Source organism: Bradyrhizobium lupini (genome assembly GCF_040939785.1).
Taxonomy (GTDB): domain Bacteria; phylum Pseudomonadota; class Alphaproteobacteria; order Rhizobiales; family Xanthobacteraceae; genus Bradyrhizobium; species Bradyrhizobium canariense_D.
Window position 1 is genome coordinate 6,920,709 of the sequence record NZ_CP162553.1, and the last position, 19,976, is coordinate 6,940,684.

At 65.5% G+C, this 19,976-nt stretch carries 22 protein-coding genes, 1 tRNA gene and 1 pseudogene; 17 read left to right on the forward strand and 7 right to left on the reverse strand.

Going from position 1 to position 19,976, the window contains the following annotated elements:
• The first annotated feature begins 23 nt into the window (after positions 1–23).
• From AB3L03_RS33140 to AB3L03_RS33180, 9 genes are all read left to right on the forward strand, one after another.
• Positions 24–299, forward strand: coding sequence for a hypothetical protein (locus AB3L03_RS33140; protein WP_007602883.1), 276 nt, complete (start codon positions 24–26; stop codon positions 297–299).
• Entirely contained in the window at positions 259–498 is a 240-nt protein-coding gene (locus AB3L03_RS33145) for a hypothetical protein (protein WP_007602884.1), read from the forward strand. The genes AB3L03_RS33140 and AB3L03_RS33145 overlap by 41 nt, the downstream gene beginning before the upstream one ends.
• 1 nt (position 499) lies before the next feature.
• Positions 500–1,393, forward strand: a complete 894-nt coding sequence (locus AB3L03_RS33150) for a TIR domain-containing protein (RefSeq protein ID WP_368507829.1) — start codon at positions 500–502, stop codon at positions 1,391–1,393.
• A 174-nt stretch (positions 1,394–1,567) separates the two neighbouring features.
• Positions 1,568–1,903, forward strand: coding sequence for a hypothetical protein (locus AB3L03_RS33155; protein ID WP_368507830.1), 336 nt, complete (start codon positions 1,568–1,570; stop codon positions 1,901–1,903).
• Between the two features lie 94 nt (positions 1,904–1,997).
• Positions 1,998–2,201 (forward strand): hypothetical protein, encoded by a 204-nt coding sequence (locus AB3L03_RS33160; RefSeq protein WP_368507831.1) that lies wholly within the window; start codon positions 1,998–2,000, stop codon positions 2,199–2,201.
• A gap of 96 nt (positions 2,202–2,297) precedes the next feature.
• On the forward strand, positions 2,298–2,534 hold the full coding sequence (locus AB3L03_RS33165; RefSeq protein ID WP_368507832.1) for a hypothetical protein: 237 nt from the start codon (positions 2,298–2,300) through the stop codon (positions 2,532–2,534).
• Between the two features lie 73 nt (positions 2,535–2,607).
• A complete protein-coding gene (locus tag AB3L03_RS33170; RefSeq protein ID WP_368507833.1) occupies positions 2,608–2,763 on the forward strand; it encodes a hypothetical protein in 156 nt (51 codons plus the stop codon).
• Positions 2,760–3,023: a hypothetical protein gene (locus AB3L03_RS33175; protein ID WP_368507834.1), complete on the forward strand. Its 264-nt coding sequence runs from the start codon at positions 2,760–2,762 to the stop codon at positions 3,021–3,023. Before AB3L03_RS33170 ends, AB3L03_RS33175 begins: the two co-directional genes overlap by 4 nt.
• Before the next feature lie 3 nt (positions 3,024–3,026).
• Positions 3,027–4,019, forward strand: coding sequence for a hypothetical protein (locus AB3L03_RS33180; RefSeq protein WP_368507835.1), 993 nt, complete (start codon positions 3,027–3,029; stop codon positions 4,017–4,019).
• A gap of 14 nt (positions 4,020–4,033) precedes the next feature.
• Here the strand turns inward: AB3L03_RS33180 and AB3L03_RS33185 are convergent, their stop codons facing one another.
• The 3 genes from AB3L03_RS33185 to AB3L03_RS33195 all read right to left on the reverse strand — a co-directional run bounded on the left by AB3L03_RS33185 (position 4,034) and on the right by AB3L03_RS33195 (position 7,943).
• Positions 4,034–5,512, reverse strand: coding sequence for an integrase arm-type DNA-binding domain-containing protein (locus AB3L03_RS33185; protein ID WP_368507836.1), 1,479 nt, complete (start codon positions 5,510–5,512; stop codon positions 4,034–4,036).
• Positions 5,513–5,890: 378 nt separating this feature from the next.
• Positions 5,891–6,922: an LLM class flavin-dependent oxidoreductase gene (locus AB3L03_RS33190; protein ID WP_247443689.1), complete on the reverse strand. Its 1,032-nt coding sequence runs from the start codon at positions 6,920–6,922 to the stop codon at positions 5,891–5,893.
• Between the two features lie 154 nt (positions 6,923–7,076).
• Complete coding sequence (locus tag AB3L03_RS33195) at positions 7,077–7,943, reverse strand: LysR family transcriptional regulator (protein WP_368509103.1); 867 nt, start codon at positions 7,941–7,943, stop codon at positions 7,077–7,079.
• Positions 7,944–8,114: 171 nt separating this feature from the next.
• Between AB3L03_RS33195 and AB3L03_RS33200 the strand changes: the two genes are divergently transcribed.
• Genes AB3L03_RS33200 through AB3L03_RS33210 form a run of 3 tightly spaced genes read left to right on the forward strand, consistent with a single transcriptional unit; the run spans position 8,115 to position 11,238 of the window.
• Positions 8,115–9,473, forward strand: a complete 1,359-nt coding sequence (locus AB3L03_RS33200) for an MFS transporter (RefSeq protein ID WP_085361851.1) — start codon at positions 8,115–8,117, stop codon at positions 9,471–9,473.
• Positions 9,470–9,967 (forward strand): GAF domain-containing protein, encoded by a 498-nt coding sequence (locus AB3L03_RS33205; protein WP_368507837.1) that lies wholly within the window; start codon positions 9,470–9,472, stop codon positions 9,965–9,967. The genes AB3L03_RS33200 and AB3L03_RS33205 overlap by 4 nt, the downstream gene beginning before the upstream one ends.
• Before the next feature lie 17 nt (positions 9,968–9,984).
• Entirely contained in the window at positions 9,985–11,238 is a 1,254-nt protein-coding gene (locus tag AB3L03_RS33210; protein ID WP_368507838.1) for an amidohydrolase family protein, read from the forward strand.
• 2 nt (positions 11,239–11,240) lie between these two features.
• On the opposite strand, the gene AB3L03_RS33215 is transcribed toward AB3L03_RS33210, so the two are convergent.
• Both AB3L03_RS33215 and AB3L03_RS33220 read right to left on the reverse strand, forming a co-directional pair.
• On the reverse strand, positions 11,241–12,221 hold the full coding sequence (locus AB3L03_RS33215) for an NADPH:quinone oxidoreductase family protein (RefSeq protein ID WP_368507839.1): 981 nt from the start codon (positions 12,219–12,221) through the stop codon (positions 11,241–11,243).
• A gap of 56 nt (positions 12,222–12,277) precedes the next feature.
• Positions 12,278–14,335, reverse strand: a complete 2,058-nt coding sequence (locus tag AB3L03_RS33220; RefSeq protein WP_204511571.1) for an ATP-dependent helicase — start codon at positions 14,333–14,335, stop codon at positions 12,278–12,280.
• A gap of 127 nt (positions 14,336–14,462) precedes the next feature.
• Between AB3L03_RS33220 and AB3L03_RS33225 the strand changes: the two genes are divergently transcribed.
• Positions 14,463–15,053, forward strand: a complete 591-nt coding sequence (locus AB3L03_RS33225) for a TMEM175 family protein (protein ID WP_247299708.1) — start codon at positions 14,463–14,465, stop codon at positions 15,051–15,053.
• A gap of 9 nt (positions 15,054–15,062) precedes the next feature.
• Here the strand turns inward: AB3L03_RS33225 and AB3L03_RS33230 are convergent, their stop codons facing one another.
• A complete protein-coding gene (locus AB3L03_RS33230) occupies positions 15,063–15,449 on the reverse strand; it encodes a YciI family protein (protein WP_018458115.1) in 387 nt (128 codons plus the stop codon).
• Positions 15,450–15,646: 197 nt separating this feature from the next.
• On the opposite strand from AB3L03_RS33230, the gene AB3L03_RS33235 reads away from it, so the two are divergent.
• Together AB3L03_RS33235 and AB3L03_RS33240 are read left to right on the forward strand one after the other, a co-directional pair.
• Positions 15,647–15,826: a hypothetical protein gene (locus AB3L03_RS33235; RefSeq protein WP_085351218.1), complete on the forward strand. Its 180-nt coding sequence runs from the start codon at positions 15,647–15,649 to the stop codon at positions 15,824–15,826.
• Between the two features lie 29 nt (positions 15,827–15,855).
• The gene (locus tag AB3L03_RS33240; RefSeq protein WP_368509104.1) at positions 15,856–16,059 is read left to right on the forward strand and encodes a hypothetical protein; all 204 of its coding nucleotides are present in this window, start codon (positions 15,856–15,858) and stop codon (positions 16,057–16,059) included.
• A gap of 7 nt (positions 16,060–16,066) precedes the next feature.
• Here AB3L03_RS33240 and AB3L03_RS33245 read toward each other — a convergent pair whose 3' ends face one another.
• A complete protein-coding gene (locus AB3L03_RS33245; RefSeq protein WP_368507840.1) occupies positions 16,067–16,768 on the reverse strand; it encodes a substrate-binding periplasmic protein in 702 nt (233 codons plus the stop codon).
• Between the two features lie 361 nt (positions 16,769–17,129).
• On the opposite strand from AB3L03_RS33245, the pseudogene AB3L03_RS33250 reads away from it, so the two are divergent.
• Positions 17,130–19,535: pseudogene (locus AB3L03_RS33250) on the forward strand (ATP-binding protein).
• Positions 19,536–19,887: 352 nt separating this feature from the next.
• Positions 19,888–19,961 (forward strand) — tRNA-Gly (locus AB3L03_RS33255).
• The last annotated feature ends 15 nt before the right edge of the window (positions 19,962–19,976 follow it).

Sequence of the window (19,976 nt, forward strand, 5' to 3'; positions counted from 1 at the left end):
TGATTCGCAACCCAAGGTACCGCATGGCCGCCGATGATCCGGATTTCGCGAGCTGGCTTCCCGTGATCGGCAAGAGCCTGGCCTACCTGTGCATGGCCGACGCCATCAAGCACGACCCAGACCGCTTCAAGGAGACGCTGCCCAGAGTGGACTTCCTCGAGGCGCTCGGTCTCTCGCATGAAGACGCATCGAAAGCCGCGGGTTCGACCCCGGGCTCCGTCCGCGTCCTGAAGTTCAACCGCGACAAGAAGGCGAAGAATGGCAAAAAAGGCAGCAAGAAAGCGCGCGCCAGCCGCTGAGGGTGCGGAGGACAAGTCGTCGCCGGCGCTCGACAAGATCGCCGGCCTGCTTGCGCTGATCGCGACCAAGGAGCTGGACACGGATACGGCGGCGCTGAAGCTCGTGGCCTGCGGGTTCTCCGCGCGCGAGATCTCCGGCCTGCTCGACGTCGGCCCGAACTACGTCAACGTCGCCCGCCACCGCAAGAAGAACAAATAGCGTGGCACGCATCAACCCGCAGCTGATCGAGCGCCTCGCCACCAGGATGGGCATCACGCCGAAGGCGGTGTACCGGCACGTCCAGGGCGTCGTGAACGAGACGGGGTTGGAGAGGCACCTGGCCGCACTCCTGCTGGCGATGCGCAACAAGGACATCAACGTCACCCGGCTGTCGACGGCGGACGAGCGCGCGGCGGTGAGCGGCTGGCTCGGCGGCGGCCACCGGCGCCGGGATCCGGAAGAGCCGCGGCCGGCCGAGCCGGCTCGCCGGGCTGCGGCGCCGGCGAAGAAGTCGAAGCAGCGGCCCACCCGCGGCAAGACGGTCTTCGTGGTGCACGGCCGCGACCAGGCGCTGCGCGATTCCATGTTCGGCTTCCTCCGCGCCGCCGGCCTGGAGCCGATCGAATGGGAGGAGGCGGTGCATCGCGCCCGCCGTGGCGCCAATCCGTTCGTCGGCGATCTGATCGAGCGCGTCATGGATCAGGCGCAAGCGGTCTTGGTGATGTTCTCTCCAGACGACATGGTGCAGCTGCGCGACGTCTTCGTCGACCGGCACGAACGCAACACCGAGGGCAAGCTCCAGGGGCAGGCGAGACCCAACGTTCTGTTCGAGGCCGGCCTAGCGATGGGAGCGCACGCAGAGAAGACGGTGCTCGTGCAGGTCGGGCACGTGAAGCAATTTTCCGACATCGGCGGACGGCACATGCTGCGCTTCAACGGCTCCGCCGCCAGCCGGCACGATCTCATCGGACGCCTGCGGATGCTCCGCTGCGATCTCGAGGTCGACGGCCGCCGCGATTGGCTCGAGGTCGGCACCTTCGCGCCAACCGAGCGAAAGCCCGCAAAAAAATCGAAGCCGCTGATTGCAGGGTATACCCGGCAATTTCAACGTTAGATCCGATTTTGCAGGATATAGCAGGCAAATTAACCATCTATGGGAAGCTAACTTTTCTTCGCGCGCGTGATTCATGCTGACGTGAATCAAATGCCGCTTGCGCCTTTCTCCAATCTGTAGGCAGAATGACTACATGAGACGGAGCGATGTCGCGACGTCGAGAGGAGAGGCACCATGGCAGAGAAGACGCGCGACGAGATCGAACACCTGAAGCGGAATTGGCTCGACGATCCGCACTGGGATGTCGAGCACACCGAGGGGTTCGAGGACCACCGTGATGAACTCAAGGCCTTTCATGACGGCATCACGGAAAAACGTCGTCAGAAGGATCAGGCCGAGCACGAGGCTAGGATCGCGGCGCTCGATGCCAAAGCCGGTCTCGGCGGCAACCGCGCACTGGCGGAATACATCATCTCGATGGAAGACCGGATCGAGTCGCTCGATAGCCATGCCGAGCGCCTGAGCGAACGGATCGACGAAAACATGTACGGCAGCGGCCGCTTCGGCTGAAGCTTATAGACATCGACCTCTCGCCGGGCGCTGAAACAGCTACCCGGCTCGGGGCCGTAGAGGCCGGCCGTCGCCGGCGATAGGAGGAAACAGTATGGCTTCTCGGGTTCACTACAATCTGACGAACGTCGAAACCGGCGAGGCCATGGTCGATGGCACCCCGGCCGACCTGAACGCGCTTTGCGAACGGCTCGGGATCACGGTCGACGACATTTACGACGCCCTCGACGACGGTCAGGTGTCGGGGTCGGTGACGATCTCGGGCGAGGTGGTCGAGACGTGGCCCAAGGCCGCCTGACAGCCATCCACATCGACCTCACGCCCGGCGCCGAAAGGCTACCGGGCTCGGGGCGTCAGGAGCGCCGCCGTCGCGGCGCCGAGCAGGAGAGCAGACATGAACCATCGCAAGCGCGGCGACGATATCTCCCATGAAAGCATGGAGGCCGTCGTGGACACGGTTTTCGGCGTTGCGACCGAACCCGTCGCCAAGATCCTGGACGCAGAGCTGAGTGCCGGAATTCGCGATCGCATCAGGGCGGTGGCGGTCGCCGAATTCAACCGCGACTTGGACGACATGAAGTGGATTCAGAAGGTGTTCGCCCGCTGCCGCGGGGGCTACGTCCCGGCGTAGGCAGCCAGCATCGACCTCACGCCCGGCGGCCGGCGACGGCCCACCGGGCTCGGGGCCGTAGAGGAGAACGGTCATGGACGCGATTCAGATTTGCCTGGGAATGCTGGCGGGATTCCTCGCCTTGATCTCGGTTTCGATTATGGCGTTCGAGTTCTCGAACCTCTTCGCCGACTACGCCGCGCTGCGGCACTACGACCGCGAACACGACAAGGAGGGCAGGAGGAAGTGAAGAAGCTATCGCACCGAGCGGCGCGCGTGAAGGCCGCCGTCGAGCTGGCGTACGACGACCGCAGCATCACCAAGGCGGCCGCCGCCGTCGGCGTCTCGAAGCAGCTGCTCGCTTTCATCCTCGCGGGCGACCGCGAGGTCACCGACGACGTCTACAGCCGCGTCGCCGACGCGTTGCGCAATGAGGCCGGCCGCATGACGAAGGTGGCAGGAAAGATCGAAGCGATGGCGGGCGCGATGGCCGCCGAACTGAAGGAGTAGACCATGGACCTTTCCGCCATCACCGCCATGCTTCCGGACCACCGCAAAGCGCAGCTGGCCGACGCCGTCGACAGGCTGGAGGCCGGCGTCGCCGCGGGCCTCGTGCGCAACCAGGACTTCACCAAAGCCAAAGAAATGGTCAACTGGTGCGTCGTCGACGCCGTCGAGGCGTTCCTGAAGACCGGCCCGCAGGGTAGGGACGGCGGCAGCAACTGGTGGTTAGCAGCCTATGACGCCGACGCGCTGATCCATAGCTCCGATGTACACAACCTTCCCGCCATCCTGCGGCGCTCCCGTAAGCACGGCGGCTTGCCCGAGTATGTCGGCTTCATCGAGGCTGCGCTGATGCCGCTGCACGGCCTGCTGCAGGCCGCCAAGCCCCTGATCGTCAAGCGCGGCGACGCGAATGCTCCCCCGCCGCCGAAGACCCCCGCGCAGCTGGCCCGCGAAGCGGCCCAGATGACGTGCCAGTGCTGCGGCGGGCTCTACCTCGCCAATCTCGGCACCGTCGCACACCACGGCTACCGCCGCCCCGGCCAGGGTTGGCAGACCGCATCATGCGCCGGCGCCAAGAAGTTGCCGTTCGAGGTCTCCCGCGACTGCCTGGGAAACCTGATCACAGGCCTGAAGTCCTGGGAGGCAAGCGCTGTGGCCGACCGCAAGGCGGTCGAAGACGACGTCAAGCCGATCGTGCTCCGCTACAAGGATCCCGCCGATCCCGTGGATAGCTGGGGCAAACGCCCGGTCCGGAGTCTTGAAGTCACCAGCACCACGTTCGCTGAGGCCTGGGCCGAGAAGACGGACATCTTCAAGTCCTACGGATGGACCGATTTCGGGCACCTGAAGGCCAAGGATCTCGCCGACAAAGACCGAGCGATCGCCGGCGTCCGCCGCGAGATCAAGGAGCAGCAGGCTCGCTTCGACGGATGGAAGCGGACGCACCGCTGGGACGCCGCAGCCGATGGTTGGAAAACAATCTGCGAACGCGCCGCATAGGGAGAGGCCCCGGATCACTCCGGGGCTTTTTCCTTGATTGCGTAGCGCCGGCGCCTGATCTCCGCGGCCATCAGATCGCGGTCGAGGAGGGCGCTGTCCCCCTTGATGGCTTCGGCGGTCCGCTCCTCGCACCAGTCTACCCACAGCTTCATCATCTCCCTCTTGCGCTTGATCTGCGAGTCCGACGAGTAGAACGCCGACGTGACGTTGTCGGGGTCGTCGCCTTCGTGATGATCCAGGATCAGCGATGCCTCGCCGCGCCTGAAGGCGAGATCGCGCTCACCGTAGGTGGCGAACGCGTACCTCACTCCGTGCGGAGACCACGATACTCCAGGCATGGCGTCGAGATAATCGTTGAACAGGCCGGGCTCGGCGTGCGCGCGCTTCGACCTGTTGGTTTTGCCGGCCGGGAACAGGTAGCCTCGGCCGCCTTCGAAGTCGGCGAGCGGGTCGAGGCGGGCGAGGGCCTTCGCCGCGAATCCTTCGACCGGAACGATGTGGGAGCGCTTGCCCTTCTTCCTGCCGGTTTTCCTGAAGAAAGGTGGCATGTGCCAGGCACTGGCTCCATCGTGCAACTTGAAGCGGTTTCGGTTGGCGCCGGTGATCGCCCGCCGACGCTGCACCGTGCCGATCAGCAGCTCGAGCCCGAGGCCGATGCGCTCCGGCAAGCAGCCGAGCCTGGCTATCGCGAGCACGCGTCCGATCTCGATCTCGGGCGGAGCGTCGCCTTCGACATCCGTCGTCCCCGACTCTTCCTGGCCGACCTCGTTGCTGGTGGGATCCGGCGCCTTCAGCCCAGACATGGCGTGGGCCGCGACCGACGTCTGCGCCCGGCGGGAGGTCTCGGCGAGCCACGTGAACATCCGCTTGACCACTCGGACCATGCCGGCGGCCATTGTCTCGGCGCCGCGCGCGTGCACCTCGTTGACGGCGGCCGCCATCTCGTCGACGGTGATCGTATGCACGGCCCTGCCGGCGAAGCGGCCCAGCTCGGCGGCCCTCAACTTGCCCCTATAATCTCTGTGCGTGTCTTCCCGGCGCGTCCGGAGGACCTCCGCGAGGAAGTTCGATGTCGCCGTCTCCCAGGTCCACGCCGGCTTCGCAGCTTCAAGAGCGGCTGCCTGCTGGCGCTCGCGTTCCTGCTGACGCTCGCGCTCGAGCCGGAGCTGGGTCTCGACCGTCGTGCTGGTGGCGAGCGCCGCTAGGTAGTGCTCCGGGTTGATGTGGTTGCGGGCCATCTGCCGGACATGGCCGGCGCGGGCGCGGGCGGTGTCGAGGGAAAGGCCCCCCACGTCGTCACTACCTTTGACGGCAGGCCCGAGGTCGAAGCGCGTTCGCTTGCCGTGCAGCATCGTCCTCATCGACCAGCTCACGCCGCGGGGGCGGACGCGCAGCTCGAGTCCGGAGATACTGCCGTCGGCCAGGTCGTAGAACTTGCCCTTGCCCTTGTCCTTGAGGGCCTGCTCGACCGCCGCCTTCGTGATACCCGCCACCGCTTTGCCCCCCTTGCCCCCTCCGAAAAACCGGGGGCAACTGGGGGCAAAATGCCTAATCCGGCGGAGGAGTCAACGAAGCCGCGCCCGGCTTCAACAACTGCAGGATTCAGGGTTAACCCGCTGGGATCGCGGGAGCATTCTTGACGCGTTAGCTTCCCACTAATCCTTCCAAAGGTAGCTGATCTTTCAAACCCACGCTGACTGTAAATCAGCCGCCTTATGGCTTCGCAGGTTCGAGTCCTGCCTCCCCACCAGCCTTCGCTCGCTTCGCGAGCTACGGCTCGGCAAGCCGGCACCGATGGTCATGGCGCGAAGTGAGCGAAGGCTGTCGCGCCGCAGCCCGGAGGGCGCAGGCGGACTGGGTAAGCGCGCAAGTCACCCCATCATCTCCCGCACCATCGGCACTACCTTCCGCCCATAGAGCTCGATGCTCTTCATCAGCTTGCCATGCGGCAGCGGGCCCGCCGAATACTTCAGCTGAAACCGCGAAATGCCGAGCGCCTTTGCCGTCTTGGCGATCTTGCGCGCGACCGTCTCGGGCGAGCCGACATAGAGCGAGCCGTGCTCGGCCTCGTTCACGAACTCGTCGCGGCCCATTGGTGGCCAGCCGCGTTCCTTGCCGATGCGGTCGCGCATCGCCTTGTAGTCGGGCCACAGCTCCTCGCGCGCCTGTTCGTCGGTCTCGGCGACATAGCCTGGCGAGTGCACGCCGATCGGCTGTGCCGGGCGGCCGAACTCCCTGAATGCGCGATGATAGAGCTCGACGAAGGGCGCGAAGCGCGCGGGATCGCCGCCGATGATCGCGAGCATCAAGGGCAAGTCGTAATGCGCCGCGCGCACCACCGATTGCGGACTGCCGCCGACGCCGATCCAGGTCTTGAGCGTGCCGTTCTCGACCGGGGGATAGACCAGCTGCCCGTTCAGCGGCGGACGCAGCTTGCCTTCCCAGGTCACCGGCTTCTGCGACAGCAGTGCCGCGAACAGATCGAGCTTCTCCTCGAACAGCGCCTCGTAAGCCCGCAGGTCGAAACCGAACAGTGGAAAGGACTCGGTGAACGAGCCGCGGCCGAGGATCACCTCCGCACGTCCGTTCGAGAGCGCGTCCAGCGTGGCAAAGCGCTGGAAGACGCGGATTGGATCGTCCGAGCTCAGCACCGTCACGGCCGAGCCGAGATGGATCCGCCTGGTCCGCGACGCGATGGCGGCCAGCACGGTCTCAGGGGAGGAGATCGCGAAGTCGGCGCGGTGATGCTCGCCGAGGCCGATGAAGTCGAGGCCGAGCTCGTCGGCGAGCACCGCCTCGTCGACGACGTTGCGGATCACCTGTGCGTGCGGAAGCATCGCGCCGGAGGCGTCCCTGGTGACGTCGCCAAAGGTGTCCAGTCCGAATTCGAGCGTTGCGGTCATTGATGAGGTCTCTGCGGGCGCGGCTTGCGCGCCTGTCACTGGGGGAGGGGATTGCCTTGGTTGGAGCTAAGCAGCCGGGTCTGATGCACAATGCTGCTTCGAGAAACCCATTGTTTCCGTTTTTCATGGTGTCGGGGGCCCGCCGCCCGCGGCTTCAGTCGGACCTGGCGAACATCTCGACCAGGGTGTCGCGCAGCCAGCGCTGCGCCGGTACGGTGTCGTTGCGCTGGTGCCAGAACAGGCTGACGATGCGCGGCGGCGCCTTGAGCGGAAGCGGCATGGCGTGCAGGAACGGCGCGTGCCGGGATTGCGAGCGCAGATCGCTCGGCAGCACGGCGATCAGGTCGGACTGGCGCACGATTTCGTAGGCGGCGCTATAGTGATTGACGGTCGCGACCACGTTGCGCGACAGCCCGCGCGAGGCGAGGAAGAGGTCGTAGGACGGCAAGGTCTTGCCGGCGAGGCTCACATCGACATGCCCCGCGTTGAGGAAGCTGCGCGTGCTCAGCCGCTTCATCGCGGCGAGCGGATGGCTGCGCCGCATGAAGCAGGCGTAGTCGACGGTCCACAGCGAGCGCGAGCGGATGGCGGCCGGCTGCTGCGCCTCGTTGACATAGACGCTGAGGACGCAATCAACGCGATTGTCCTCGAGCTGGTCGGCGATCTCCAAAATGGTGTTGGGAACGGTGTGGATTCGCGCCTTGGGCGCGACCTTGCCGAAATGGTTCAGCAGGTTCGGCATCACCAGCGAGGCGACGTAATCCGACATCGACAGGCTGAACTCGGTCTGCGCACGGTGCGGATCGAACACCTGCTCGTCGAGCGCGCCACGGACGGTTTCGAGCGCTTCGCCGATCGGTTCCCACAGCACCACGGCGCGCTGAGTCGGACGGATGCCGGTGCCGGACCTGACGAACAGGGGATCGCCGAGCGCGTCCCGCAGGCGTGCGAGCGCATTGCTGACCGCCGGCTGCGTCATCAGAAGCGCGTTGGCGGCGCGCGTGACGCTGCCCTCGGTCATCAGGGCCTCGAACACTTTCAGCAGGTTGAGGTCGAGCGAGCGAAACGACAGAACATTCACTCCAGTGATGTACTAGATCATGATTATAAATTATGACGATAATATCTCCTTGTCTATGGTTCCGCCCGGGAACGAGCGGAGTGCCGGGCCGCCAGACAGAGGGGGACTTTCATGTCGATGATCTCGGCGCGGATCGAGCGCCTTCCGTTCGCACGCTTCCACGGGCATCTGCTGCTGATGGGCGGGCTCGGCTACATGTTCGACGCGATGGACGCAGCCGTGCTGGCGTTCATCCTGCCGGTGCTGCGCACGACCTGGAATCTGTCGAGCGTCCAGATCGGCGTGCTCGGCAGCAGCACCTATATCGGCTTCCTGTTCGGCGCGCTGCTGGCGGGCACGCTGGGTGACCTGATCGGCCGTCGCGCGGTGATGATGTCGGCGCTGGCACTCTATTGCGTCGCATCCATCGTCAGCGCTGCGGTGAACGACTGGTCGTCCTTCTTCGCCGCCCGCGTCGTCGCGGGCATGGGCACCGGCGCGGAGAGCGCGATCATTGCGCCCTATCTGGCGGAATTCGTCGCACGGCGTTACCGCGGCAGCTTTACCGGCGCGCTGGCCGGATTCTTCTCCTTCGGTTTCGTCGCGGCGGCCTTGCTCGGCTATTTCATCGTGCCCGCCTCTGAGAACGGCTGGCGCATCGTACTGGTGATCACCGCGGTGCCGGTCGTCATGCTGCTGTGGTGGCGCAGGGCGCTGCCGGAATCGCCGCGCTGGCTGGAAAGCCGGGGCCGGGAGAAGGAAGCCGCAGCCGTGCTGGACAGGATCGAGGCCGGATTTGCGAGCCAAGGCCATGTCCTGCCGCAACCGGTCGTCGAAATCACGGCGCCTGCCGTGACTGGTGGTACGCTGCTTGCCAATTTCGCCGCGCTCCTCGCCGGCCGCCAGGCGCGCATCACCATCATGACCTGGATCATGTGGCTTACGATCACGTTCAGCTACTATTCCTTCTTCGTCTGGATCCCCGGCCTTCTGGTCCAGAACGGCATGAGCATCACCAAGAGCTTCGCCTATTCGATCGCGATCTATTGCGCGCAAATTCCCGGCTATTTCAGCGCTGCGTACTTCAACGAGCGCATCGGCCGGCAGGCGACGATTGCCTCCTACATGGTGCTCGGCGGCGCCAGCGCGCTTGGACTTGCATTCGCGCAGAGCGATCAGCACATCATGGTCGCCGGAATCTTGCTGTCCTTCTTCATGAACGGCACCTATGCGGGGGTCTATGCCTATACCGCCGAGGTATTTCCGACGGCCGTCAGAACCACCGGCGCCGGGCTCGCCTCCGCCATCGGCCGCATCGGTGCGATCGTCTCGCCGATCCTGGTCGGCTATCTCTATCCCAATTTCGGCTTCGCCGGCGTGTTCGGCCTCACCACGAGCGTGCTGCTGTTAGGCGCGCTCACCGTGGTGCTGATGGGGGTGCCGACGCGCGGCCGTTCGCTGGAAGAGATCGCGGCGGGTGAAGTCGCATGAGGGAAACGAAACACCGGTCCGATCCGCTGCTCTGCGCGGTGGCGGCCGCGCAGAGCAGGGCGGATCAGCCGGATGCCCTGTACTCGGCGCTGGACGACGCCCTGAAGTCGGCGATCGGGCACAAGCTGTTCACGATCCTGACCTATGACGACGACACGAGGGAAGCCGCGCGGGTGTATTCCAATCTGCCCGGACCTTACCCCGCGGGCGGCCGCAAGCACCTGGCGCCGGGGCCGTGGACCGAGGCCGTGCTCGACCGCGGCGAGGCCTATATCGGCCGCACCCGGGACGATCTGCGCGAGGTGTTCTCCGATCACGAGCTGATCGCTTCGCTCGGCTGCGAAAGCGTGCTCAACATGCCCGTGCGCTGGCGCGGGCGCACACTCGGCTCGCTCAATCTGCTCCATGAGGCAGGCTGGTACGTCGAGGACGATAGCGCCGCGTGTCTTCCATTCGCCCAGCTCGCCTTGCCCGCGCTGCTCATCCAGTCCTGATAAGACAGGAAGTCGTCATGTCCCGTGTGCTCTTCAAGAACGCCGCTCTGCTCGATCCGCTTCAGCCGGACCTCCTGGAGGGACATCACGTGCTGGTCGAGGACGGTCTGATCAAGGAGGTCTCCGATCGGCCGCTCCAAGTGGAAACCGACCGCACCGTCGATCTGAAGGGCAAGACGCTGATGCCCGGCCTGATCGACCTGCATGTGCATGCGATCGCCGTCGAACTCAATCTGGCGCAGCAGGTGCACATGCCGAACGTGCTGGTGACGCTGCGCTCAACGCTGCTGCTGCGCGGCATGCTTCGGCGGGGCTTCACCACCGTGCGCGACGCCGGCGGCGCCGGCCATGCGCTGAAGCAGGCGATCGAGACCGGTCTCACCGACGGTCCGCGGCTGTTCGTCTCGGGACGTGCGCTCAGCCAGACCGGCGGCCACGGCGACATGCGGGCCCGCTCGGATTATCTTGCCAGCGACGCACCGTGCCCCTGCTGCGTGCGTGTCGGCGCGCTGGCGCGCGTTGCCGATGGTGTCGACGGCGTGCGCAGGGCGGCGCGCGAGGAACTGCAGATGGGCGCCGACCAGATCAAGATCATGGCCTCCGGCGGCGTTGCTTCACCGACCGATCCGGTCGGCGCCTTCGGCTACTCCGAGGACGAGATCCGCGCCATCGTCGAAGAGGCGCGCGGGCGTCAGACCTATGTGCTCGCCCACGCTTACACCGCTGCCGCGATCGAACGCGCGGTGCGCTGCGGGGTGCGCACCATCGAGCACGGCAATTTGGTCGATGCTCCGACCGCGCAGCTGATGGCCGAGAAGGGCGCCTATGTGGTGCCGACGCTCGTCACCTACGAGGCGCTGGCTAACGAGGGTGCCCAATATGGCCTGCCGCCCGAAAGCGTTGCCAAGATCGCCGATGTCCGCGACGCGGGCCTGCGTTCGCTCACGATCTACCGCGACGCCGGCGTAAAGATCGGGTTCGGCAGCGACCTGCTCGGACCGTCGCAGCGTCTGCAGAGCGACGAATTCCGCATCCGCGCCGAAATTCTCGGTCCGCGCGCCGTCATCGCCAGCGCGACATTGGTCGGCGCCGAGGTCCTCGGCATGGAGGGCAAGCTCGGCCGCATCATGCCCGAAGCCATTGCGGACCTGCTGGTGGTCGATGGCAATCCGCTGCGCGACGTGGCCTGCCTACTCGGCCAGGGCGAGCACATCCCGATGGTGATGAAGGCAGGCAAGGTCCAGTTCGACCGGCTGGGGGCGCGCAACTAATCCTATTTCGAGATGCGCACGACCATCTTGCCAAGCGCCCCGCGCGTCTGCATCGTCCTGAACGCTTCCCGGAAATCATCCAGCGCGAAGATGCGACCGACCACAGGCTTCAGCTGGCCCTCGACCAACCAGGCCGTCAGCTCCGACATCAGGCGCTTCTGCACCTCGGGCTCGCGGATTGGAAGCTGCGCGAGGTCGACGCCGAGCAGGGCGCCGCCCTTCAGCAGTGGCAGGTTGAATGGCAATGCAGGGATCGCGCCGGCGGCAAAACCGACCACGAGATGACAGCCGCGCCAGGCGATGGAGCGAAAGGCCTGCACCGAGATCTCGCCGCCGACGGGGTCGAAGATCACGTCGGCGCCGTGTCCTTCGGTCAATTCCTTCAGCGTGTCGCGCCAGTTGGTCTGCGTGTAGTCCACCACAGCGTCGGCGCCGTGCTGTCGCGCGAACGCGCGCTTGTCTGGTGTCGATGCCGCTGCGATCACACGGGCGCCGAGCAGCCTGCCAATCTGGACGGCCGCGATTCCCGTGCCGCCCGCTGCGCCCAGCACCAGAAGCTGTTCGCCTGCGCCGAGCGACGCGCGCGCACTCAGCGCATAGAGGGCGGTCAGGTAATTGGCACGAAACGAAGCGGCGACCTCCGCCGCGACGCTGTCCGGCAGGGGATAGAGCGCTTCGGGGGTGACGACGATCTCTTCGGCAAGCGCGCCCGAGCGCGTCATCCCCATTACGCGCATCCCGGGTTGATAGCCGCCCGGTGCGCCGGGGGCTTCGTCCACGATGCCTGCGAATTCGGTTCCGGGAATGAAGGGCAGGGGATCCTTGGTCTGATAGCGCCCCTCCATCTTCAAACCGTCCACAAATCCGATTCCTGCAGCCTCTACCCGGACACGCAGCTGTCCGGGCCCGATGTGTGGAGACGGAACGTCCTTCAGGGCGATTTGATCGATCGGCGCGTATTGCTCGACGACGACGGCTTTCATGTCGGACCTCTGTTGTCCAGTTATGCTGACACGTCTCGACACCAGCCTCTTGTGTCTTACCGCCACATTCCGCGCATCCGCGCCCCGATGTCGACCTTCGGCCCTTGCGCCGCCGTGCGGGCCGCGCCTGCCCCAGCCTTCGGCCAGGCGGTGCGCTCGAACAGATAGACCAGCGGCTCCGGGATGAAGCGGGTGCGCGAGGCGTAGACGTGGCGGTCGCCCTTGGCTTGCTGGCCGTGGGTGAAGAAGCGCTGCGGCACCACGAGGTGCAGGTCGTCCTTGGCGCGCGTCATCGCGACATAGAGCAGGCGGCGTTCCTCCTCGAGCTCGGCGCTGGTGCCGGCGCCGAGATCCGACGGCATGCAGCCGTCGACGACGTTGAGCACGAACACCGATTTCCACTCCTGGCCCTTGGCGGAGTGGATGGTGGAGAGGATCAGATAGTCCTCGTCGCGCAAGGGCGGCCCGGATTTGTCGCTGGTCGCATCCGGCGGATCGAGCGTGAGCTCGGTCAGGAATTTCTCGCGCGAGGCATAGCCGCTCGAGATCTGCTCGAGCTGCATCAGGTCGGCGCGGCGGGTCTCGGAATCCTCGTGGAGGCGATCGAGATGCGGTTCGTACCAGAGCCGCACGCGTTCGAGATCGGCCGGCCATTCCGAATAGCGCAAATTTTCGATGGTGCGGACGAAGCCGGTCCAGTCCGCGCCGGTGCGCGGCGGCACCGGGAGCTGGCCGAGCGCGGCGAGCGGATCGGTGCTCTCCGCCATCTGGTCGAGCACGCGCTGCGCAGTCGCCGGTCCGATGCCCGGCAAGAGATGCAGGATGCGAAATCCCGCGACGCGGTCGCGCGGATTTTCGGTGAAGCGCAGCAGCGCGAGCACGTCCTTGACATGCGCGGCATCGAGAAATTTCAGCCCGCCGAACTTGACGAACGGGATGTTGCGGCGGGTCAGCTCGATCTCCAGCGGGCCCGAATGCGAGGAGGTCCGGAACAGCACTGCCTGGTGCTTCAGGAGCGCGCCTTGCTCGCGGTTGGCCAGGACTTCCTCGACGATGTAACGGGCCTGGTCGGTCTCATCGTGCACGGTGACGAGCTGCGGCTTTTGCGCGGAGCTGCGGTCGGTCCAGAGGTTTTTTGTGAAGCGCTCGCGCGCCAGGCCGATGACGCCGTTCGCCGCCGCCAGCACGGGTTGCGTCGAGCGGTAATTGCGGTCGAGCGTGATCATCTCGGCGCGGGGCGAGAAGCTCTGCGGAAAATCCAGAATGTTGCGGACCGTGGCGGCGCGGAACGAATAGATCGACTGCGCGTCGTCACCGACGACGGTGAGGCCGCGTCCGTCCGGCTTCAGCGCCAGCAGGACCGAGGATTGCAGGCGGTTGGTGTCCTGATATTCGTCGACCAAGACGTGATCGAAGCGGCCGCCGATTTCTTCCGCGATCAGCGCATCGCTCATCATCTGCGACCAGTAGAGCAGCAGGTCGTCGTAATCCAGCACGTGCTGGGCCTGCTTGGCCTCGACATAGGCCGCGAACAGGCCCTTCAGCTCGGCCGCCCAGCCTGCGCACCAGGGATAGTGCGCCCCCAACACCTTCTCGATCTCCATCTCGGCATTGACGCAGCGCGAGTAGATCGACAGGCAGGTGCCTTTGGCGGGAAAGCGGCACTCCGTCTTCGACAATCCGCGCTCGTGCCGGACCAGATTCATCAGGTCGGCGGAATCCTCGCGGTCGTGGATGGTGAAGGCAGGATCGACGCCGATCCGCTCGGCATATTCGCGCAGCAACCGTGCGCCGATGCCGTGGAACGTGCCGGCCCAGGTGAGCGCGTCGCGCATGATCGCGGCATTGTTCTCGCCGAGCACTTTTCGGGCGATGCGCTCGACCCGGCCGGCCATCTCGGCCGCGGCGCGGCGCGAGAACGTCATCAAGAGGATACGGCGCGGATCGCTGCCCGCGACGATCAAATGCGCGACGCGGTGGGCCAGCGTGTTGGTCTTGCCGGAGCCCGCACCGGCGATGACGAGCAGGGGCGCGCCCACGGTCGCACCATCGGCCACGCCATGCTCCACGGCGCGGCGTTGCTCCGCATTGAGCGTGTCCAGATATGTCGCCACGAATCGCCCCGGTGAAACAGCCAGAGTCGGCGATCCCGCTGCGAATCGCAATGCGTCTGGACGGGACCGATGTTAAGACCTAGGGACAAGACGGCCCAAGGTTCCATTCCGAAAAGCGCCACCCGGCATGACCGAGCTCAAATCCGACCAGTTCGAGATGCGACGGCTGGAATCGCTCAGCAACACCATCTTTGGCGTCGCCATGACGCTGCTCGCCTACGACCTGCCCAGGGCCGCGGTCTTCACCAGCGCGCCCGACTGGAACGATCTCGCCCGGGTCTATTCCGGCAAGCTCGCGGGTCTTGCGCTCAGCTTCATCATCGCCGGCGTGTTCTGGATCAGCCATCACCGGCGGCTGGCGCGCCAGCCCGTCGGCAGCCGCGGCGCGGTGATCCTCAATTTGTTCTTCCTGCTGTCGATCGTGCTGCTGCCGGTGACCAACGGCCTCTACACCAACTACGCCACGAGCAGTGCGGTCGCCGTGCTCTACGGCCTGCACCTGACTGCAATCGCCGGCCTCAATGCCTGGCTGTGGTGGAGGATCCTGGGCGGCTGGCGCCAGGAGATCATGGCCTCGTTGTTTCCGCTGCTGGTGTTTATCCCGGGCACGGTCGTTGCGGCGTTCGCGCCGCAAGTCGCGCCGTTCGTGTGGTTCATCGCCTTCGGCGGGCTGCTGATCCAGCGCTTCTATGTCGGGCCCACCGGGACGGACAATTAGGCCTGCCGTTCATTCGCCGGAGGGCGTCGCGCCGAACCCGTCGGCCGGCACGTAAAGCTTGACCGGACGGATTTCGTAGACCGCTGAGGGATTGACCTGGCGCAGCGTCCGCGCCGCCGCGATCGCCTCCTCTTCCGTGTCGTACTCGACGAGGTGGAAGCCCAGAAGCTGCTCCTTGGTCTCGGCAAATGGGCCGTCCAGCACGACGCCCGCGCCGGGGCCGCGCAAGGTGCGGGCCTTTCGGGTCTCATCCAGGCGGGCGGCCGGGCCAAAATGCCCGCTTGCCCGGAGGGGAGCCTGAACCTCGATGACCTTTGCCACGACCGCGGCGTCCTTCTCGGGCGTCCAGGACAAGATCTCGTCTTCCACGTGATAGGCCAGGATGGCGTAAAGCATCGTCACCTCGTTGATTTTCGCTGCGCGCGTCCAAAGGACGTATCACCACCGTCGCAGCCGACAATGGGGCTGCGGAAAATATTGCGTCGCGGGGTGCGGCGACGAAACCTTCCCGAAACCCGATTGCGGCCGAAAGGTGTGAACGCCGCGCGAAATCGGCGCGACTGATTGCCACCAAGAGCACTTCGGAGGCGGCCATGTCGACCATCAAGATCATCTGCGACGCGCGTCGGACGGGAAAGTCGGAGCTTGCGGATCTGCACGACCAGAGCGGCCACCATCGCTATTACGGCAGCTCGGCCGAGAGCGGCGGCGAGCGCATCGTTGAAAGCCGGCGCGGCAAGCGCCCGCGCGCAATGAACGTTTGCGGCTTCTAGGCCCAATGCTTGCGAAACAGCCTGCGACCATGAACGTCGTGCAGATATCGATCGCCGCGATGCCGTACCTGCTCTCGCTCGCGAGCAGGTCCGGCAAGGCGATGGCGCCAAGCCTGCTGGCGGGCATCTTCACCGTGCTTCTCGGCAGCGAGCCGCCGCGGGCGGCCATGGCCTGGTGCGTCGGGCTGTTGATCGCGGCGGTTGCGGTGCGGGAGCGGACTCGCACGACCTGACCGCGTGTCACATCCCGCTCAGCACCTGCTTGATCAGGGTTTCCCGCAACCGGGCGATTTCGCCGCTCGCCTCCATCTGCTCGATCATCCTTCCGACCTTCGGCACGAGATCGCGATGCCGTTCATGCAGATGGTGGTAGATGCTGATGCGCTCGAGGGGTGGTGAGAGCGGGTGGATCCTGGCCTGGAGATTGAGTTTCCTCACCGCAGCCAACCCGCTGAAGAGGTCGGTGACCATCACGTCGATGCGGTCGGCGTCGAGCATCTTGACCATGTTGTCGAGGCTTGTCGTCGCCGTGACCCGGGTCATGCCGCGCGTACCGGCTTCGGACGAGCCGACGCCGCGTACGATGCCGATGCTGTAGTCCCTAATTGAATTCCAGCCGGCGACGTCGAACTGCAGTTTCGTGGTGAAGACAGTAGGCTCGATGTAATTGATCGCAGGTGTCACCTGGATCAGCGTCGGATAGTCGCGAGAGAGCGTTCCAATCCGCTGGACCTCGCCGGTGCTCGACAGCGCGAGCGCGCGCTTGCCGGGCACATCCTCGAATTCGAGCTTGATGTTCAGCCGGGCATAGACCGCGCGGAGCAGCTCGCCGCCGACATATTGATCGGGGATATCGGCGATGCGCGCCAGCCTGATGACCTCTTGCGCCTGCGACGGGCCTGCCGCGAGCAGCAACAGGCAGACCACGACTATCCGCCTCATGACGCATCTCCCTGGCCATGCCTCTTGGGCGTGCCCTGCTACCATCGGATTCCGGTGCCGCGATCTACCGGAGATGGCGGCTGCGCCGGTCCGCAACGTTGAGAGCGCGTTCCCGCTGTATGGCGGCTCCGGACTTTCACCGATGTCATTCTAGCACGCGAGGTGGTAGTTTGCCTGGGAATCCTGCTGCTGGGCGCAAGATATGACCCCGTCGAGCTCAAGCCGCCCAAGGGCCAACAGGATCATCGGCCGACAAGATCGCCACGTGTATCGCGTGCTGAGGCAGCGCCTCAACCGTTCACCTGCTCGCGGCTGCGATCTGTAAGCTGAGCAGGTGCCGCCATTTTCGAGGACATGGTGCATGGGCGACGCAGGTGACGATGATATCAAGCGTGGCCGCGCCATTGCGCCGGCGGCTGCGAAGCAGGATTTGACCGGCATCGGCGCCCCGCTCGCGCCTCCGATGTTCGCGGCGCTGCTGTCGCGGATCTTCAACTGGTCGCGCAGCGGCGTCGGGCCTCGGCTGCTTGCCGCCGTGCTGCTGTTCTCATCGGTCGTGACGCTGACCCTGACCGCGCTCCAGCTCTATCTGGATTACAATCGTGAGGTCGGACTGATTGAGACGCGGCTCGACGAGATCGGCCGCAGCACTACGGGCAGCCTCGAGAGAGCCTGTGGAATCTCGACCAGAACCAGCTCAAGCTCCAGCTCGATGGCATTCTGCGGCTGCCTGACATCCGTGCGGCGGAGGTCCGCGAGATCGCCGATCGGCCCAATCCGATCCGTGTCGAGGTCGGCGAGCGAAACACCCGTTCGATCATGACCCGGGACTTTCCGCTGAGCACGATGGTGCAGGGGACCTCGCGCGCCATCGGCACGCTCCGGGTCGAGGCGACGCTGACCGACGTCTATCAGCAATTGCTGAACAGGGCCCTGGTCATTCTGGCAAGCCAGGCGGCAAAGACGTTCCTCGTCTCGTTGTTCATCATCTACATGTTTCATCTGCTGGTGACCCGGCATCTCGTCGCCATCGCCGAGTACGTCGGCAAGTACAGCCTCGGACGGCCGCCGCCGCCGCTGCGCCTGGAGCGCCGGTCGCCTGACGATGCCGACGAGCTGGACAAGGTCGTCGTTGCTTTCAACGCCATGTGCGCCAACCTCGAACATGCCTATGGCGAGCTGCGCGAGGCCAATGGGAATCTCGAGCGTGACCTGAAGATACGGCAGCGCGCCGAGGAGAACGCCCGCGCGAGCGAGCAGCGCTTTCGTGATTATGCCGAGACCGCATCCGACTGGTTCTGGGAGACCGGCCCGGATCACGTGTTCACCTATATTTCAGATCGGGCCGGTGCTTTCGGCATGGACCCCAAGGCGCTGATCGGCAGGCGCCGTTCAGACGCCGCCTTCGACCACGATGCCGAGCCGCAGAAATGGCGCAGTCACTGGGCCACGCTGGATCGCCACGAGCCGTTCCGGAAGTTCGAGTATCGCGGCCGCGATGCGGCTGGCCGCGCGCACCATTTCAGCGTTAACGGCCAGCCGGTGTTCAGCGCCGACGGACGCTTCATGGGGTATCGTGGTTCGGCTACTGATCTGACCGAGCAGCACGAGACGGAGGAGCGGCTTCGCCAGTCGCAGAAGATGGATGCGATCGGTCAGCTCACCGGTGGCGTCGCGCATGACTTCAACAACGTGCTCACCTGTCATCACCGGCACCATCGAGATCATCCGGGAGGGACTGGCGGACAAGCCCGACCTCGCCGCGATCGCCCAGCTCATCGACGATGCGGCGGCGCGAGGCGCGGAGATCACCTCGCAGCTCTTGACCTTTGCGCGTCGCCAGCCGCTGGAACCGCGCGAGATCGACGTCAACGGCCTCGTGCTCGAGACGGCGAAGCTGTTGAAGCCGATCCTGGGCGGAAACGTCGAAATCGTGACCCGCCTCGCGGACGACGCCTGGCCGGCGATGGCCGATCCGTCGCAGCTGTCGTCGGCGATCATCAATCTCGCCGTCAATGCGCGGGATGCGATGCCTGGCGGCGGCACGCTGACGCTCGAGACCGCGAACCGCGAATTCGATGGCGCGGATGGTGCCGGTGACGGCGACGCCACGCGCGGCGCCTTCATCATGGTCGCGGTGGCGGACACCGGCCATGGCATCCCCGCCGACATCCGCGACCGCGTGTTCGAGCCGTTCTTTACCACCAAAGGGGTCGGTCGCGGCACCGGGCTCGGCCTCAGCATGGTCTACGGCTTCGCCAAGCAGAGCGGCGGCAGCGTTGCGATCGAGAGTGAGGAAGGCCGCGGCACCGTGATTCGGCTGTTTCTGCCGCGATCTGCGGGCGGAGCGCAGGCGAGGCCCGGGTCGCTGCAGGCGCCCGCGGCGGCACGCGGGCACGAGACGATTCTCGTCGTCGAGGACGATCCGCTGGTGCAGGGCTATGTCATCGCCCAGCTCGGCAGCCTCGGCTATCGCACCCTCGCAGCCGGCGACGGCGCAACCGCGCTTGCGCTGGTTCAGCAGGGCGCCCAATTCGATCTGCTGTTCACCGACATCATCATGCCCGGCGGCATGAACGGGCAGGAACTGGCCGAGGCCGTGCGCCGCCTCCGCCCGGGGATGAGGGTGCTCTATACGTCCGGCTATACCGACAACACCCTCGACGGTCATCTCGGTCCCGGCGTTGCGTTGCTGAGGAAGCCGTACCGGAAGGCGGACCTGTCATCGAGGATCCGCGAGGTGCTCGCCGGCGAGCCGCTCGCCTGAGCAGCCGGCGCGCGATGCCAACGAAAAAGGCGCGGCGGGGGAAGGCCCCCGTCGCGCCCGATTTCTTGCTCGCTGGTCCAGGGCTGAGAGCGCCCCGATGCCAAGCCTCTATTCAAGGCTTAGCGGGCGATCCCAGCGAGGTGACAGCGCTTGGTAAAAGACACTGGATCACCTCCTTTCGTTGGTTGCGGAAGATTTCAATATAGGCGGCAATTCCGCCATTGTTAAGGGGAGGCGGGTCCGGAGGAACCAGCGGCTGTTCGCAAGGCCGGGAAAGCGCTGGAAGCCCCATCTGGGCAGTTGATCCTGGGCAGTTGAGACCGCCGCCCGGCCGTGTTAGGGAGCCCCTGTCGCGGGTGTAGCTCAATGGTAGAGCAGCAGCCTTCCAAGCTGAATACGAGGGTTCGATTCCCTTCACCCGCTCCAATTATTTCAATAACT